16 protein-coding genes and 1 tRNA gene are annotated in these 16,727 nt (G+C 44.7%); 3 read left to right on the forward strand and 14 right to left on the reverse strand.

All coding sequences use genetic code 11. From position 1 onward, the window contains the following. Window positions 1-136: 136 nt before the first annotated feature. Window positions 137-616, reverse strand: coding sequence for a hypothetical protein (locus HQ865_RS00120; RefSeq protein ID WP_173412932.1), 480 nt, complete (start codon window positions 614-616; stop codon window positions 137-139). A 163-nt stretch (window positions 617-779) separates the two neighbouring features. Between HQ865_RS00120 and HQ865_RS00125 the strand changes: the two genes are divergently transcribed. Further along, window positions 780-2,417 (forward strand): hypothetical protein, encoded by a 1,638-nt coding sequence (locus tag HQ865_RS00125; RefSeq protein ID WP_173412933.1) that lies wholly within the window; start codon window positions 780-782, stop codon window positions 2,415-2,417. 7 nt (window positions 2,418-2,424) lie between these two features. Beyond that, on the forward strand, window positions 2,425-3,738 hold the full coding sequence (locus tag HQ865_RS00130) for an MBL fold metallo-hydrolase (protein ID WP_173412934.1): 1,314 nt from the start codon (window positions 2,425-2,427) through the stop codon (window positions 3,736-3,738). Window positions 3,739-3,845: 107 nt separating this feature from the next. On the opposite strand, the gene HQ865_RS00135 is transcribed toward HQ865_RS00130, so the two are convergent. From HQ865_RS00135 to HQ865_RS00160, 6 genes are all read right to left on the reverse strand, one after another. Further along, complete coding sequence (locus tag HQ865_RS00135) at window positions 3,846-4,145, reverse strand: helix-turn-helix domain-containing protein (RefSeq protein WP_173412935.1); 300 nt, start codon at window positions 4,143-4,145, stop codon at window positions 3,846-3,848. A 200-nt stretch (window positions 4,146-4,345) separates the two neighbouring features. Further along, window positions 4,346-5,371, reverse strand: coding sequence for a PDDEXK nuclease domain-containing protein (locus tag HQ865_RS00140; protein WP_173412936.1), 1,026 nt, complete (start codon window positions 5,369-5,371; stop codon window positions 4,346-4,348). Next, the gene (locus HQ865_RS00145) at window positions 5,368-6,630 is read right to left on the reverse strand and encodes a site-specific integrase (RefSeq protein WP_173412937.1); all 1,263 of its coding nucleotides are present in this window, start codon (window positions 6,628-6,630) and stop codon (window positions 5,368-5,370) included. Before HQ865_RS00145 ends, HQ865_RS00140 begins: the two co-directional genes overlap by 4 nt. 498 nt (window positions 6,631-7,128) lie before the next feature. Further along, window positions 7,129-7,202 (reverse strand) — tRNA-Asp (locus HQ865_RS00150). Window positions 7,203-7,371: 169 nt separating this feature from the next. Then, window positions 7,372-8,445, reverse strand: a complete 1,074-nt coding sequence (gene prfA, locus HQ865_RS00155; RefSeq protein ID WP_173412938.1) for a peptide chain release factor 1 — start codon at window positions 8,443-8,445, stop codon at window positions 7,372-7,374. A 285-nt stretch (window positions 8,446-8,730) separates the two neighbouring features. After that, a complete protein-coding gene (locus tag HQ865_RS00160; RefSeq protein ID WP_173412939.1) occupies window positions 8,731-9,492 on the reverse strand; it encodes a UDP-2,3-diacylglucosamine diphosphatase in 762 nt (253 codons plus the stop codon). Between the two features lie 177 nt (window positions 9,493-9,669). Between HQ865_RS00160 and HQ865_RS00165 the strand changes: the two genes are divergently transcribed. Then, a complete protein-coding gene (locus HQ865_RS00165; RefSeq protein WP_173412940.1) occupies window positions 9,670-10,455 on the forward strand; it encodes a GDSL-type esterase/lipase family protein in 786 nt (261 codons plus the stop codon). A gap of 88 nt (window positions 10,456-10,543) precedes the next feature. Here the strand turns inward: HQ865_RS00165 and HQ865_RS00170 are convergent, their stop codons facing one another. The 7 genes from HQ865_RS00170 to ruvX all read right to left on the reverse strand — a co-directional run bounded on the left by HQ865_RS00170 (window position 10,544) and on the right by ruvX (window position 16,600). Continuing rightward, window positions 10,544-11,278 (reverse strand): peptidase associated/transthyretin-like domain-containing protein, encoded by a 735-nt coding sequence (locus HQ865_RS00170; RefSeq protein ID WP_173412941.1) that lies wholly within the window; start codon window positions 11,276-11,278, stop codon window positions 10,544-10,546. Window positions 11,279-11,556: 278 nt separating this feature from the next. Beyond that, window positions 11,557-12,441, reverse strand: coding sequence for a glucosaminidase domain-containing protein (locus HQ865_RS00175; protein ID WP_237073660.1), 885 nt, complete (start codon window positions 12,439-12,441; stop codon window positions 11,557-11,559). Between the two features lie 9 nt (window positions 12,442-12,450). Further along, window positions 12,451-13,002, reverse strand: a complete 552-nt coding sequence (locus tag HQ865_RS00180; RefSeq protein ID WP_173412942.1) for a glycoside hydrolase family 73 protein — start codon at window positions 13,000-13,002, stop codon at window positions 12,451-12,453. 3 nt (window positions 13,003-13,005) lie between these two features. Next, window positions 13,006-13,644, reverse strand: a complete 639-nt coding sequence (locus tag HQ865_RS00185) for an O-methyltransferase (protein ID WP_173412943.1) — start codon at window positions 13,642-13,644, stop codon at window positions 13,006-13,008. A 95-nt stretch (window positions 13,645-13,739) separates the two neighbouring features. After that, window positions 13,740-15,077 carry an alpha/beta fold hydrolase gene (locus tag HQ865_RS00190; RefSeq protein ID WP_173412944.1) on the reverse strand — a complete coding sequence of 446 codons (1,338 nt, stop codon included), beginning with the start codon at window positions 15,075-15,077 and terminating at the stop codon, window positions 13,740-13,742. A 99-nt stretch (window positions 15,078-15,176) separates the two neighbouring features. Beyond that, window positions 15,177-16,169 (reverse strand): acyltransferase family protein, encoded by a 993-nt coding sequence (locus tag HQ865_RS00195; protein WP_173412945.1) that lies wholly within the window; start codon window positions 16,167-16,169, stop codon window positions 15,177-15,179. A gap of 14 nt (window positions 16,170-16,183) precedes the next feature. Beyond that, window positions 16,184-16,600: a Holliday junction resolvase RuvX gene (gene ruvX, locus HQ865_RS00200; RefSeq protein ID WP_173412946.1), complete on the reverse strand. Its 417-nt coding sequence runs from the start codon at window positions 16,598-16,600 to the stop codon at window positions 16,184-16,186. Window positions 16,601-16,727 lie beyond the last annotated feature (127 nt).

Here is a 16,727-nt window from a genome sequence, read left to right on the forward strand (position 1 = left end):
CGCCGGAATTGTCCGGCGGGCGGGCATACGCCCGCCCCGTTTTCGCCCCGTGCTTTCGCTTTGATAACTGAAGATCGGTGAAATCACGGGGCGCGGCATTTCAACAGACCTGGTTTAAAAATATTTTAGCGGATGATCAGTCCTGTAAGCGTTCATCGCGTTGCCACTCAAAAATATGTCTGCGCGCATCACCCAGACAAAATAAGGCTTTACGTTTGGCTGAATCCAGATCATTTTGCCATGATGGCCAAGGATGGCTATACCCCGTTGGTTGGTGAACGATACTGATATGCCAGCGGCCTTTGGTCTGCGGCGAAAGATTGAGCATAAAGTCGCCGGCTTTACCTGCATAACTTCCTCTTGGACCAGGTACCCATTGCAGGTCTTGGTTCCTTTCATCTTCCATATGCTGCAAATAGGTCAACATATTTATGATCACTTTAATTTCACCTGATACAGCTGTATCTCCGGCGAGCATTCGCTGGATACTACGTACGACTGCATCCTGTGACCGATGATCACCCCAGGTTCTCAGGCGACTGGCCAGTTCAGCAGGTGTTAATGCTAATTCATTGTATTGGGTATTGAAGTAACCCAGTTCATCTGTCAATTCCATAATCCAACCATTTATGGAACAATAATACGTCATTATGTCGTATATTAAAACCACAAATGCAATTATTTATTAACATTTTTGTTAAATCAATTGCACAAAATTGTATTTTCAGTTTCGTTATACGCTAAAATGATGACCTTTGCATGTTTAAAATCAATATTATATGCCGATCCAGATCGTAAGAAATTTAGAAATACCAGTACTTAGTTTTGACTTTAGTGAAGAATACTGGCCGCTGATCAGTGCCCCGGTCAAAGATACCTACGGACTTGGAGAAGTAAAAGATGCAGCAACTGTACAGGAAGCCCTCAAACTGGCCTTTGCCAAATGCGGCGAATTGTTTATTGGCATTATCACAGGAGAAACACGCGCGTCCTTTTATCTGTATGTTCAGCACCTGCTGGAAAATACCATTGATGTGTTTAAGGCGATGCTGGGCGGGGAAGAGTTCCCGGAAATCAACAGCAGTGAGTTTGCTAACATCAGGCGAACTTTACGCATTATCCTGGAACAATCCACTACAGTGGATATGGCTGGTACTCCGAATTTCATGGCGGAGATCACGCGAAATCGCCATGCTTATCATGATACCTTAGATAGATTACTTTACCTGGGCTACCAGGCGTTTATAATTAGCCAGGAAATCGCCAGAAGCCAGCTGTTCCCGAGATCAGGTAACTTTGATATTGATGGTGATGGATTGTTAGGTATGGGCACGGAGCCTGCTTATAAACCAATTTTCGATTACCTGGAACGGGATATCCATAATCATGATGAAGGTGTGACCCTGTACCACACGATTGAGGATCTGATCGGGGTATGGAGAGAATTAGGTGTGGAGTATGGCGAGATGAGCAGCTTTTTTGCCGAACAGATCAAAGACCCGCGCTATAGGTTTGCTCTTATCGACAAGACTCATTTTTATGAGCAGGCAAGAAACGCATTTGGACAACATGGCGAAATTGCAATTAGCTTCTATGATGGTCTGACAGTTAGCCGTAGAAATGTACTGAGTTTTGAGGATTGCATATTGCGCAGCCAGGATATGAAACGCATCATGTACCGCCCATTGGTGGAGATTAATGTGGATGGCCAGGTCTACATCATGGCGGGGTTTAACCGATGGTTGGAGTGCCTGAGCACGTTAACTACTAATGCTTTGCCCTGGGGGCATGTGGCGGAGGAATGGAATCAGCATAAGCCGATCAGGAAATTCGTGCAGCATCTGCAGGATACCCATGATGATATACTGGAGGACGCAGCCGTTGAATTATTGAAAGTTGTTCAGATGCCTTATGATAAATCTATAAAAAGCTTAAGGCAGCATAAGGGTAACAACTTCCCGATTGATAAATTAAAAGGTGTGGGTGAGATCGACCTCGTGTTTGCAGATATCCAAAAGAAGGTGCTGTATATAGTGGAGTGCAAGCATAACAAATCACGCTTCGATTATTTTAACTGGAAACGGGATTATACAGTGTTTAAAGAAAAATATGAAACCCAGCTGAATAACAAGATCACATTTGCAAATGAGCATACCGAACGCATATTGGTCCATCTGGAGGTGGTCAATGGTATACAGATAGAGGATAAGGGCGATTATAAGGTTCAGGGCATATTCCTGATCAATGCGCCTTCACTTTATATGTATGATGCGGTATATCCAACGTTAACGCTTCACAACCTGGAACAATTGTTAAATCGGCAATATGTGATACCACAGTTTGCACTCACTCTACCTGATGGACAGGAGATCCTGGTGGAGCAACCTTATTTTACTAACTTGGCGAAGCTCATTTAACCTAATCATGAAACGAATGTACAGAGGCGAGTTTATATTTCATCCTATTGGGCAAGGCTGTTATTATACAGGCGAACTTTTCAATGAAAAAGAAAGGCTTTTCAGCTTTGTCTATGATTGTGGTACCAATTCAGAACAGCAATATATCCGCGATGCCGTAGCTGGCTGGCCAGTCAAAGCAGAACAGCAAAAGATCAATGTATGCATTATCTCCCATTTTCATAGCGATCATACCAGTGGTATTCCGCAGTTACTTAAAAGCACCCGATGCGACCGTTTGGTGATCCCTTATTATGACCCATTCCAACGATTGATGGTTTACCTGGAATCGGACAACGATGATGATGAATACCGGCGGATGATGCAAAACCCTTATGTTTATTTTTCAGGAGAGGGTTTTAATATCGGCCAGATCATAGTCGTGCGCGGTGGCGGTACGGAAACTAATCTTCAGGACCGTAGCCCCAAAGCACCATCACCCTCAGAAAGCAGCAATTTGAATACGGAACAGTTTGATCTCAATAAGGACGAGGATGAATATTATCAGGATGAGTACGAACAGAATGATAGCTTAAATGAGCAATTCTTTAGGCAATTACAAATTGAAGACCCTAACGCTGATCCTGATAAGGTGAAGGTGAGGCACCTGCCGTACCAACTGCGAACTCCGCTTTATAAATTCATTTTTTATACACTATCTGAAGAAGATGGTTCTGATATTGAAATAAAACGGAAAACTGCGGCCCTACGAAAAGCGGTTGACGATTATTTTGCTGCGGCAAAACGTGATGCCACCTCAGGCGTTTCTACTTTCCAGGATCTTTTTAATGCTAAACCTATCAAAGAGATCGCGCGGATATACCGGCGCATATTTGGGGCTGCTCAACTAAATGGCACATCATTAGCGGTCTTTCATCGTTTTACGCTTGAATCTGGGGGTTATGATATCTTCCACAGACATCACTCAGGTATGCGCCACTTGTACCATGTTAACCGCAATCATGCGACCATGATGACCGGTGATCTGGAATTGAACACCCGCGAAAAATTGATATTGTTTCAGGATTACTATCACGCCCACCTGGACGAAATAGCTTATTTTCAGGTAATGCATCATGGCTCGGACAAGAATTGGCCATTTAGTGTAACTGAAAGCAGGCTGCATACTTTTCCGGATTATGTGATTAACCACGGCTTAGGGCGGAAACACCATCCAGGACCTGAAGTAACCAAATTGCTGCGTTCGGTTAAACCACATAACACCTTATTGAATAATGAATTAACAAAGCTTCACTATTCGATTTACTATGGCACGGTATGACCATAGTAATAATTGTAAAAAATGTTTACGTTTGCACCATACTTCGGCGGAACTCTCTGCCGATTGTGATAAGGTTTAGGTAAAAGCCCTTTTTCGGAAGGGCTTTTTTATGCGGCCTTTTCCGCCTTTATCCTGATCCTTTTGCTTTTCACTTCACCGGATAATACCCGGTTAATATCATCAATGCTATAGTACAGGATACCGCCGATCTTGGTAAAGGGTATCGTACCGTTGTCCCTTAATGTCTGAAGCGTATTGTCAGATATTTTGAGCAGGTTTTTAACCTGGTAACTCTTTAGCCACTTTTTAGGTTCTTCTATAGCATGTCCTAAAAGGCTCTTGATCTGATTCAGTAATTGCTGGCCAAATTCCTGCAAATCTTCTTTAGTTATGATTTCTGCTGCCATAATTCATATCATTTGAGGTAAATTGATACAAACTTGCCTGAATTTATAATGATTTGTATCCGACACCATCCGAGTCGGATATAAACTTTCTGCAAATTGGTCTATTAAAATGTAAGGTTGAAGAATAAAGGAAATCCCAATGAATTGTGAACGCACTGCGTTCATTATTCATTGGGATTCAAATTTGCGGTCGCAAATTTTTAAGCGTCGTTATTAGGAAATTCTTCCTGTCCCAACTCCTTTTGCTTGCTGATCTCTTTCTCAATTTCATCAGCCAATTGTTCAGCCGATGGTAGATAGAGTTGATATTTGGAGGCAAAGATGTTGCTGTTTTCCGGCAACGTAAATTTAACGACCGTATCATTTTTCTCCAGGCATAATAAGATGCCCACCGTAGGCGTTTCATGCGTCAGCTTTTCGATGCGGTCATAATAATTCACATACATTTGCAATTGGCCGATATCCTGATGGGTGATCTTATGTGTTTTCAGTTCGATAATAACGAAACACTGTAAAAGCCTGTTATAAAACACAAGATCAACAAAAAAATCATCGCCATCCAAATGGATGCGCTTTTGCCTGGCTACGAAGGAAAAACCATTACCAAGCTCCAGCATGAACTCTTGCAGGTGGGTGATCAAAGCATTTTCAAGATCCTTTTCATAATATGCGGCTTCTGGTTTAAGTCTCAAAAATTCGAGTATCATTGGGTCTTTGATAATATCCTGCGGTTTATCCGGTTGCTTTTCGTTACGAGCTACAGACAGAACTTTTTCTTTGTCTGTGCTCAAAAGAAGTCTCTCATAAAGTTGGCTACCAATTTGGCGATCCATCTGTCTGGCGGTCCAATTGTTCTTTGCAGTTTCTTGAATATAAAACTCCCTTTTTTCGGTTTCTTCCATACTCAGAAGCGACCGATAATGCGTCCATGTCAATTGTGTACGCAGTGCGTACACAATTGGGAAAGTTCTGTAGAATTGTCTAAAGTGATTTAAATTTCTTGCAGAAAATGCGTTACCAAATTGTGGCATAAGTTCTTCTGCCAAATATGGGATTAGGCGCTCTCCATAAACAGCGCGATCTTTGCCATGTTGTTCCTCTTCAAAAATCCTTTTACCAATATGCCAAAACATAACCACTCTTTCATGATCAATGGCACGGGCAGCTGAGATCCTGGCACCTTCAATTAAAACCTTGATCTCACTTATCAAAATTATCTCGCTCATACTAATTCCTCCTCCAATTTTTCATCAACAACTTCAGCATTAACCAGCAAACGTGCCTTTAAGGCCTGCATATCCCGGTTAACCTTTTTATCTTTCATTTTTGCATAGATCTGGGTAGTGGTTAATTTAGTATGACCAAGCATTTTGCTGACCGTTTCTAATGGCACATCATTTTCGAGGGTAACTGTTGTAGCAAATGTGTGTCGTGCAATGTGAGTGGTTAACACTTTTTCAATACCGGCCAGATCTCCGATCTCTTTTAAATAGGCATTCATTTTTTGATTGCTCTTTACCGGCAACAACCTGTTCTCGATTATGCGGGCATCATGTTCTACATAGCGCTCTATAATTTCTATGGCTTGTGGAATTAAAGGAACATTGGCCTCGATAGCAGTTTTGGTTCGGGTGGTCTTGATCCAGGTTACCCCATCTGTACCGGTAACCACATGTTGAGGGGTTAGTTTATCCACGTCAACAAAAGCATAACCGGTATAGCAGCAAAACAAAAAGGTATCCCTCACCTCAGCCAATCGTTTCACTTTAAAATGATATTCGGCCAACTGGTTGATCTCCTCCCATTCAAGTTCAACACGGTTTACCTTATTATAGGTGCATTTAAAAAGGTTGAAGGGATTGTGGCTCATCCATTGATTATTGACAGCCAGGTTAATGATCTTTTTAAGATTTTTGATATACCGCATGGCGGTATTGTGTTCGATCTTATCTTCGGTTTTCAGATACATTTCCAAACCGGTCACAAAAGCGTAATCGATGGACTCCAGATAAACATCAGGTTTCTTATACCTGAACTGTATGTACTCCGCAGTTTTTTTGCGGACGGTTTTATACTTCGTTAAGGTTGCGCGAACAAAATTCTTATCCAGTAATTTTTCCAGATCGTTATTATGCTCATCGAATACTTCTAATAGCATCCGGTGTTTTACTTCTTCGCCGGTGAATTTGCGTTTGATCTTTTCAGCAGTTATAAAGTCTTCGATACGTTTAAGATCCTCAAAAGCCCGACGGATTCCATAGATGGAATCATTGATACAAGCATTGATCTCGCGGGCATCCTGGCCGCTGCCTCTTAAATAACCGCTCTCTGCATCCCACTTTTTAGGATCGACCTTTCGCCCAAGCGAAATTTCGGTGCGTTTGGTTAGATAGGTAATACGCGCATAAAGCGGAACCATACCTTGTGAATCTGTTTTTCTTTTGTCAGCCCAAATCAGGACTGCAAACTTCTGTGCGTTTTTCATTTGAATAAATTTTAAATACCTGATAAATAATCTGGACACGAAAACTCGCTTTTCGTGACTAATTTTCACTTTGTCAAGTGCTTTAAAATCAATCAATTAACCCCTTATTCGGTGACCTATTTTGAATAATTAAAATAGGTCACCGAGTTAGTCACCAAAACCATAAAATCCGGCCTATTTTCCGGCTCCCGAACCCTACGGATCATAATATCCGCAGGGTTCTGAGATGGTCTGATATCCCCTCTGATTAAGGTCGTTTTTAAACCAGAAATTTGCGTTAAAATGAGGTGTTTTGAGGCCAAATTTTATGATTGCAAATATTTGATTTACAATTAGTTAATCATTGATTTGGCGACTAAATTAGGTCTTCTGAAGCAGTCACCGAATAGGTCGCTGGCTGAGTCATAAATGCTGAGGTGCTATGCGGAATTTTGGGTATAAAAAAAGCGCTTAGACCAGTAATCTAAGCGCTTTTACGAAGCTTTTAGGGCTTCTTAGCGGAATGGACGGGACTCGAACCCGCGACCCCATGCGTGACAGGCATGTATTCTAACCAGCTGAACTACCACTCCTCCCGTTTGGGAATGCAAATATACGCATCAAATTCTATTACACAAACAATTTTTGCAAAAACTCCAACATTGCTTGTAAGGGCCTGAAAATGTTGGCGATAATTTTCAATAAAAAATGCCGCCCTGTTTTGGGGCGGCATTTCTGTATGTTGTTTTAGCGCAAATTGGCTTACGCCGCTGTACCTTCTTTCAATCTTTCCGCATTTTCTGCAAACTGTAACGACTCCATAATTTCCTGCAGGTCGCCGTTCATTACGTTGGGCAGGTTGTAAATGGTTAAACCAATACGGTGCTCGGTAACGCGGCCCTGTGGGTAGTTATAAGTACGTACCTTGGCCGAACGGTCGCCGGTTGATACCATGGTCTTGCGTTTTTTCGAAACTTCTTCCATATGCTTCTGTAACTCCATTTCGTATACACGCGAGCGGAGTACCTGCAAAGCTTTATCGTAGTTCTTCAATTGCGATTTTTGGTCCTGGCACTGGGCTACCACACCGGTAGGGATGTGCGTTAAGCGCACGGCCGAATAGGTGGTGTTTACTGATTGCCCGCCCGGTCCCGAGGCACAGAAGAGGTCCTTTCGGATATCGCTTACCTGCAGGTCGATGTCGAACTCGTCAACCTCAGGCAGTACCACTACCGATGCTGCCGATGTATGCACACGGCCCTGGGTTTCGGTATCGGGCACACGCTGCACACGGTGCACGCCCGATTCGTACTTCAGCGTGCCATAAGCATCTTCGGCCAGTACGTTAAACACAATTTCCTTGTAACCGCCGCTGGTACCTTCGGTGTAATCTACCAGTTCGGTACGCCAGCCGCGTTTTTCGCAGTAGCGCATATACATGCGGTAAAGGTCGCCGGCAAAAAGGGCAGCCTCATCGCCACCGGTACCGCCACGAATTTCCACAATGGCGTTCTTGCTGTCCTCCGGGTCTTTAGGGATCAGCATCAGGCGGATCTGCTCTTCTTTTTCATCGCGTTGCACCAGCAATTCATCCAGTTCGGTTTGGGCCATCTCGCGAAACTCCTGGTCCTTTTCGGTCGCCAGTATTTCTTTATTCGTGTCAATGTTCGACATGATATTGCGGTACACCAGGTACTCATCAACTATCTTGCCCAACTCTTTATACTCGCGGTTCAACTGCGCGAAGCGTTTCATATCAGCCATCGCGTCCGGACTGCTCAGTTCGCCTTCAACATCCTTCCAGCGTTGATGTATCAGTTCTAATTTATCTAACATGGTATTTATTCAGCATAGTTTTGCGGCAGGTGCATACCTGTGCAAAAAGTGCACAAAGTTAAGCATTTTAATAATAGCTTTTCGTGGCTATTGGTTTGCAGTGTGTCATGTTTGACGGGTAGGTTTTTGTAGGGCGATGCCTGTGGCCCGGGCTTTTCGGTACAAGTCCTCGCTGGCCTATGCGCGGCGCCACTGCGGCTGCGGGCTTTCCCCTTCAATCCCTATCGCGGCTGTCTGAACCGCTGATTTAAGTGATTTTTTGATTTCGCTGATGTTATACCAACGCTATAACCCCTTCCGCTCCTTATAATGCAGCATCACATCCTCCCCATCAAAAACAGCGTAGCTATAATCATAATTGATCCATTCGCCCAGGTTAATATAGCGGCTGCGTTCGTTTAGTTTAATATCCAGCGGCAGGTGCCGGTGACCAAAGATCATGTAGTCGTAATATTCGGTTTGCAGCGTGTCCTTGCAAAACTTTACCAGCCATTCCTGCTCGCCGGGTTTAAAAAAGTCCTTTTTGGCATTGGCGGCACGGCTGCTCAGCGACCAGTAACTGGCTATCCCGACGCCGAAATTGGGGTGCAACCGCGCGAACAGCCACTGGCATAAACCGCTGCGGAAAAAGTTCTTCAGAAACTTATAAGCATTATCGCCCGGTCCCAAACCATCGCCATGATGCAGGTAGAATTTCTTGCCGTTGCGCTCTATCACCAGTTCGTTGGTGATAATGGTGGCGCCCAGTTCCTTTTCAAAGTAATCGAACATCCACATATCGTGGTTGCCTTTAAAAAAATAGAGTTTAATCCCGGCATCGGCCAGTTCGGTCAGCTTGCCTAAAAAGCGCAGGTAGCCCCGGGGGACAACGGTTTTATACTCGAACCAAAAATCAAATACATCGCCCATTAAAAACAGTTCGGCTGCATCGTCCTTTATCATATCCAGCCATTTTACCAGGCGTTGCTCACGCTCGGCCGAGGAGGTAAGGCTGGGCGAACCCAGGTGCAGATCGGATGCGAAGTATAGTTTATTGCGTTCGGGCATATGGTCAAAAATACATTATTGCTATGGATTTAACCACAAAGGTCACAAAGGTTTTCACAAAGGACACAGAGCATTTATTATATATAAATAGAATTTCTTTGTGGACTTTGTGTTAACCGAAATTGCATATTCTTTGTGTACTTTGTGGTTAATTTGCCAATTAGCCAATTTTAGCCTATGTTATTCAAAAGATACATCGCCCTCTTCTTCATCCTGTGCTTAGGTGCCATCGCCGCTAAAGCAGCTACCGATACCACCAAACACGATCTCAATATTGTTTTCATTGGCAACAGCATCACCCATGGCGCCGGACTTAAAGATTGGAAAACCGAGGCCCCACCCAACGAAACCGTAAAGTACTTGCAGCAACAACCCGGCGTTGGCGCGGTTGATTTTGCTAACCAGGGTTATAGCGGGCATACTACCGTCGATTTTCTGCCGGCCACGGCAAAGGATTTTCCAAAGGTAGAGGAGGCCGCCCGGGCATTCGCCAATAAAAACGCGCAACTGGTATTCTCGATGATTTTAGGCACCAACGATAGCGCCATACAAGGGCCCAACGGTTCGCCGGTATCAAAGGAGGATTATCAAACCAACCTGCAAACCATAATTGCGGTATTATTGAAAGATTTTCCGGGCTGTAAGGTCATTATCCAACAGCCCACCTGGTACAGCCCCAATACGCATAACCGGGGTGCAACTTATATGCAGGAGGGGCTTACCCGCCTGCAAAGCTATTTCCCTAAAATAAAGGCGGCGGTAAAAAGCTTTAATAAAACCAATCTAGGGCAGGTGTTTTTAGGCGATACCGATGCCTTCGATTTCTTCAGGAAGAACGCCGAACAATACTTTCAGCACGAGAGCGGCCTGGACGGCACATTTTACCTGCACCCCAACAAGGAGGGCGCGGTAGCCTTAGGTGATTTTTGGGCCAGGGCGATCTATAAGCGGTTGTTTAAATAGGCCCCTCCCAAACCCTCCCCGAAGGGGGGCTTTAAGAAGCTTTTATTTTTTAGAACTCTCTCCTTTGAAGAGGGCAGGGTGAGGTTCTTTATTTCAATTCAGGCAACGAAAATGCCTTAGGGTTGCGCAGATAGCGTTTCAGGTTAGCGCGGATAGCTAATATAAAATGGTACTCGTCATCATTGGTAACGCTGTAGTAGCTGGGGCGGTACTTAAACATAAAGTCGGTAAGTTGCGCGTCTTTTAGCCCGGTGATGCTGCTTACGTATGATTTATTGAAGCGAAAATCGATCACGCTTTCGCGGTAGTCGCGCTCTATCACATTTTGCAGGCGCTCGGCATTGCGGCCGCTGCGGCTTAGCGAATTCCATATCGCATCGATACTAATGCCTGCCCCCGAACCCGGCGAAAGGCTCAGCGGGTCGCGGTAAGCGTTAGATCCATAGGCTTTGCTGTATTCGCTCCTGGTGGCTAACAGTTTTTTTTGTGGCGAAAGTATGGTGTCCCTGATGTTTACCTGTTTCAGTTGTACGGCGGTCGGCCTTAGATAAACCAATATTGAGTTATTGGCCGGGATCTTCAGCGTATCGGTAAAATAGCCCTGCTTGCTGACGATCAGCCGGTCATCGGGCAGGGCATTGATCTTAAACTCGGCTTTGAGCGTGTTATAAACCGATTGCCCGGTACGCAGGTTAACGATGTTTACCCTGGCTATGCGTTCGTTGGTGATCTTATCATACACAATGCCGTCCACCTCCTTTTGCTGCGCAAAAGATGCCGATACACCACAGATCATCACAAATACAAAAAGCCAAAATTTCATCAGAAGTGTAAAACTATGGTTTAGGCTTTGTTTAGCCTTATCATTTAACAAATATTAACAACAAAGTTCCCTCCCTTGGGAGGGGTGCGATGGAGTGTGGAGTGGCAGGGAGGGGTTTATACATTATGTCATCGTGGCTAAACCCCTCCCTACACCCTCCCCGTGGGAGGGGATCGCACGCTTCCCAGTTCATTTTGCCTCACCCCGGCCCTCTCCAAAGGAGAGGGAGGTGATATGTTTTAAGTCCTCTGCTTTGGAGAGGATTTAGGTGAGGCTTCTCACTTCGCTATCACCAGCTTCTGCCCGATCTTAATATTATTATCGGCCATATTGTTCAGCGCCTTCAACTCGTCAACCGTTAAACCAAAACGTTTGGAGATGTTGTATAGTGTATCGCCCTGTTTTATGGTGTAAGTTTTATCGATGGGGGCGGCCTGCACCAGTGAATCCTTTACGGCCTTGCCTATGTTTTGGTTGATCTGCGTGAGCACCCGGTCTTCGCGCTTGATCTTTTGTACGGTGCCCTCAGGGCGGTCATACTGGTCGAGGCTGTACTTTTGGATCACCCCGATCAGCAGTTGGGGATATTTTGGGTTGGTGGCGTAGCCGGCGTCCTTTAGGCCGTTAGCCCAGCCTGTGTAATCGTTCTTGTCCAGTTCAAACAGTTTGGCGTAGCGCTTGCGCTTTAAAAACTCTGAATGGTCGCGGAAAGAATCATCGGCATTATCGTAAACCCGGAAGCAGTCGTTCACCTGGTCATCGTCCTTATAATAGCTGCGGCCTTTCCAGTCGCTGGTGCATTTTATGCCGAAGTGGTTGTTGGCTACGCGGGCCAGTTCGCCGTTGCCGTTGCCCGATTCGAACAAGCCCTGAGCCAGCGTAATACTTGCCGGGATGCCATTCTTGTTCATCTCCAATATGGCGATAGCCTTAAACCTGTCGATATATTGCTGTACCGTGTAGGTAGGATAGCTGGCAATAGCGGTGCGGCGCTCCTTTTGTAATTGTTGGTTATTGCGCTGTGCTTCGCGATTGCTTACGGTGTTGTTTACCAGTTTTTTGTGCGATGAGCAGGAACCCAGCAACAGGCAGGCAAAGGACGCCGCTAACAGGTATATTGCCGGGTTTTGTTTGTAGATGTTGGCCGTCATTAAGCCAAACATAGTAAAAAATTATTGTTGATCTTTAACCGGGGCCTGTGTAAATTCGGTGCTGTCGGTCTTTGCATCAAGCGAGTTGAGGTTGTATTTGTTGATGATGGCCAATACATCCCTGCCCCATTTTTTGCTGCTGGCATAGCCGGCACGCTCGATACCTTTCACCCAGCCCACATAATCGGTACTGGTTAGCTGATCGGCCAGGTGGGCGAATTTTTTCTTCTCGGTAATAACGCGGGCAAAATCCTGGAACGAATCTAATATCGAGTCGTAGGCTTTGTAGGCCGATCGTACCTTCTTTTTATTTTTATAATATACCGATGTGCCGCCACCTTTCATACCAAACTGGTTGTTGAGGTTTTGCGCGATGGCGCTGTTACCGCTGCCGCTCTCGTGCATGGCGATGCCTAAAATAATGCTGGCGGGGATGCCGCTCTGGTGCATAATTTCAATAGCATTGTCCTTAAACTTTTCGATGTACGATTGCGAAGTGTTTTTGGGTTTGTTCTGCGCGGAAACGCACAGTGCAACGGACACTAAAATGGTAAGTAGTACTGTTTTCTTCATAATTTACCTTTTTCTGATGAGCAATACGCCATCGCGTACGGGGAGTATGAGTTTCTCCACCTGCGGGTTGGCAGCAATGCTGTCATTCAATTCGCGGATCAGCTTTGTATCGGTGTCGCTGGCATCGCCATACACCTTACCTTTCCACAAAACATTATCAATTATAATTAAACCTCCCGGTCTTACTTTTTCAAGTATGAGGTCAAAGTAAAGCAAATTATTCTTTTTATCCGCATCAATAAACACCAGATCAAAGGGCTGATCGTCAAAATCGGCTATTACGGCAGCGGCAGGGCCGATATGGAGCCTGATCTTTTTTTCCACATTTGTTAGCGAGAAGTTGCCGCGCAGAGTTTCTTCCAGCTCGGGGTTCACTTCAATAGTATCTATAAAGCCATCTTCGGTAAGCCCCTCGGCAAGGCAAATAGTGGCATATCCGGTAAAGGTGCCGATCTCTAAAATGCGCTTTGGAGAAATCATTTTGCTCAGCATGCTCAACAGCCGGCCCTGGTAATGGCCCGATAGCATGTGAGGCTTCAGTACTTTCAGATACGTATCACGGTTTATCTTTTGCAGGGCTTCAGGCTCCGCATCGATATGGGTATCTAAGTATAGTTGCAGGTCTTCGGGTAGTATCTCCATGGTGCAAAGGTAGATATCTGAATCAGAATTTACAGGATTTGAAAATTTACAGAATTCTGGTTATCCTAAAATTCTGTAAATTCTGATTCTGACAATCAGCGGTCCAGAAATTGCAGCACCGTCCGGTTAAACCATAGCGGCTCCTCTACCGGCGCATAATGCGACGCCCCGGTAAATATCACCAGCTTAGCGTTAGGTATAGCCGCGGCAATAGCCCGCGTATGGCTGTCTAATATCACATCATGCTCGCCGGCCATTACCAGGGTAGGGGCCTTGATGGTTTTGATCTCGTCGAAGGTTAAATGGGGTTCGCTGAGCAGCATATTGAACAAGCGTACCTCCATTTTTGAATTAGCATCATTTAAAGTTTGCAGGTGGGCAAGGCCCTCCTTTACCTGTTTCAGCGTTGTATCCGAAACCGCTTCGGTGCCGGGGAACAGGTTGGCGCCCATAATGGCCAGCTTGTTTACATGTTCAGGATATTTAACAGCCATAATCAGGCCGGTATTGCCACCATCGCTCCAGCCCAAAATGTTGGCTTTTTTAATACGGAGGGTATCCATCAGCTGCTTCATGTCATCAGCAAACTTATCGTAAGTAAGTGGCCCGGTGGTAGCATCGGTGCTTTTGCCCTGTCCGCGGCTATCAACGGCAATTACCTTATATTTTTTAGATAGTTCGCCTATCTGGTAACTGAACGCCCGGATACTTTGGCTGTTACCGTGCAGCAGTAACAGCGGTTCGCCGCTGCCGTAGGTTTCGTAATAGATCTCGGCATCCTTTAGATACACCTTGTGCCCATCCAGTATATTACTGCCATATTTGGGTGGATTGGGATTATAACCGGGATTAATTTTCGCCTGGCCGATATCTTTACCGTCAATTAGTACTTCAGCATCATCAATCCACATTTTGCCCCTGCCCGATAGGATAGTGGCCACATAAATGGTTTGCGCGCCGGCTGGAATTTTGGCTTTGATGCTGTATTGCGCCCAATCTTTAGTACCGGTTATTTTTTGATTAGCCATGCTCCTGAACTCGATGGTTTGCGCGTTGGCATCGTCAATACGGATCAGCAGGCCCATGCCATATTGCACATCCTGGTATTTCAGCCAGGCCTTAAACTCTATTTCTTTACCCTCGTATTTGGCCGGGATCACATTCACTACGCTGGCGAAGGGATCGGCCGCCTCGCTTATGCGCTCTACCACCACCGACTGGTTGCCTCGGTGCTGCACATCGGTAACGGCCTCGCAACGATAACCCTTAGCCTCGTTAAACCGCGACCATAATGATGGCAACGCCACGCCGGGTTCTATCTTCTCAAAGTCGAGGTTATAGCCGTTATCAACCGAAGTATGCCCCCCTGTATTTTGTGCGAAAAGCTGGCTGAAGATAAACATGGCGAAAGCTGTGGTAAGCAATTTAAGCATACAAAATGTAAAATTTTAGGCTAAGCTATCGGTATTATTTTTACCGGGCAGAAATATTAACAGAATTTAACATCAATATAGTTTGCAGCAAATAACGGGTTATGCCTTTTTAAAATATCTTTTTAGCGCTGCCCTTATTGGTTCATCGTAAAAACGCGTAATGATGTAGGAAAATAATATAGTGAACACCAGGCTAATTAAACCCGCCGCAACCAGGCCGGTACGCGGCAAAAGCAAATCCCTTAACCACACACCAAACGAGGCATGTATTACATATAGCGCGTAAGATATTTTACCCAAAAACTGCAGGGGGCTGTAATTTAAAAACGCGGCTTTACGATTAACAATTAAAATGAATGCCGGATAAAATATAAGGGCTGATATGATCCGCTTGTCGGTAAGGTCTAAAGTTTTTTCTACCGTATCGTAGGTAAGCAATAGTGTCATTAAAAACGAAAGTATAATCAATAACACCCTAAAACGGGTTGCGCCATGGTGATATATCCGGTAAAAAACGATGCCCGCCGCAAACAAATGAAAAAAACTATACACCTGTACTATACCACGAAAAATAACAAAATACCGGGTGTATACGGGGCTGCTATCGCCTATTAGTATATATATAATTGTTGTTGTGGCTATCAGGCAATATAAACACAATATTACTTTTTCAATTTCCGCTAATAGCTTAAACTTTAGCAATATACTGATCAGGAAATAAAACAGTATTTCAATGTAGAGGGTCCAGTAAACAAATATCAAAAAGTTAGCCCTGAATAATGGTTGAAGCAAAGTTAAATTGCCAATAATCTCGTTTATGCGGATGGCTTTAAAATTGACCGGGTAAAAGATGAGCGTGATAACAATAGATAGTAAATAAACGGGATATAAGCGTGTAAAACGACCGATCCAAAACCGTTTGAAAGTGTTTGCGTACACTGTGGACATATATATCACAAAGCCACTTATCATAAAGAAAAGTTGGACCCCTGTGCCGCCATATTTAAACAAATTGAAATGTAAAAGGCATACCATTAAAGCGGCTATGCCCCTTAGGCCATCTATTTCGGCAATACGGTGAGTGGTTGACATCGACTTCAAGTATACTATTTATATCTGATATCCTCCATCCAAGATTGCAGCAAAATAACAGCCGACACCGTATCCACCAATCCCTTATCCTGCCTTGTTTTTTTATTAGCCCCGCCGGCCAGTATAGCCGCCGAGGCCATCTTCGAGGTAAAGCGCTCATCCAGCATCGATATGGGTATCTCCGGGAATTGTTTCTTCAATAAATTCACAAAGCCGCGTACATGCTGCGCCGATTGCGAGGGGGTATTGTCCATCTGCTTCGGTTCGCCAACAATAAAGCGTTCCACCGGCTCGGTTGCCATATATTTCTTCAGGTAATCGATGATCACGTTGGGGTGCACAGTATCCAGCCCGGTAGCAATAATTTGCAGCGGGTCGGTAACGGCAATGCCGATACGTTTGGTGCCGTAATCGAAGGCCATTAGTCTCATGAGATGTGAGATGTTAGATATGAGATGTGAGACAGGATGTGCATTGCGTCAAAGATAGGATTATCGGCATGTTTCTCAAATCTTACATCTCGTGTCTCAAATCTAATCTCAAGGTAATTATTCTGTC

The sequence above is a fragment of the Mucilaginibacter mali genome, from assembly GCF_013283875.1.
Classification (GTDB): domain Bacteria; phylum Bacteroidota; class Bacteroidia; order Sphingobacteriales; family Sphingobacteriaceae; genus Mucilaginibacter; species Mucilaginibacter mali.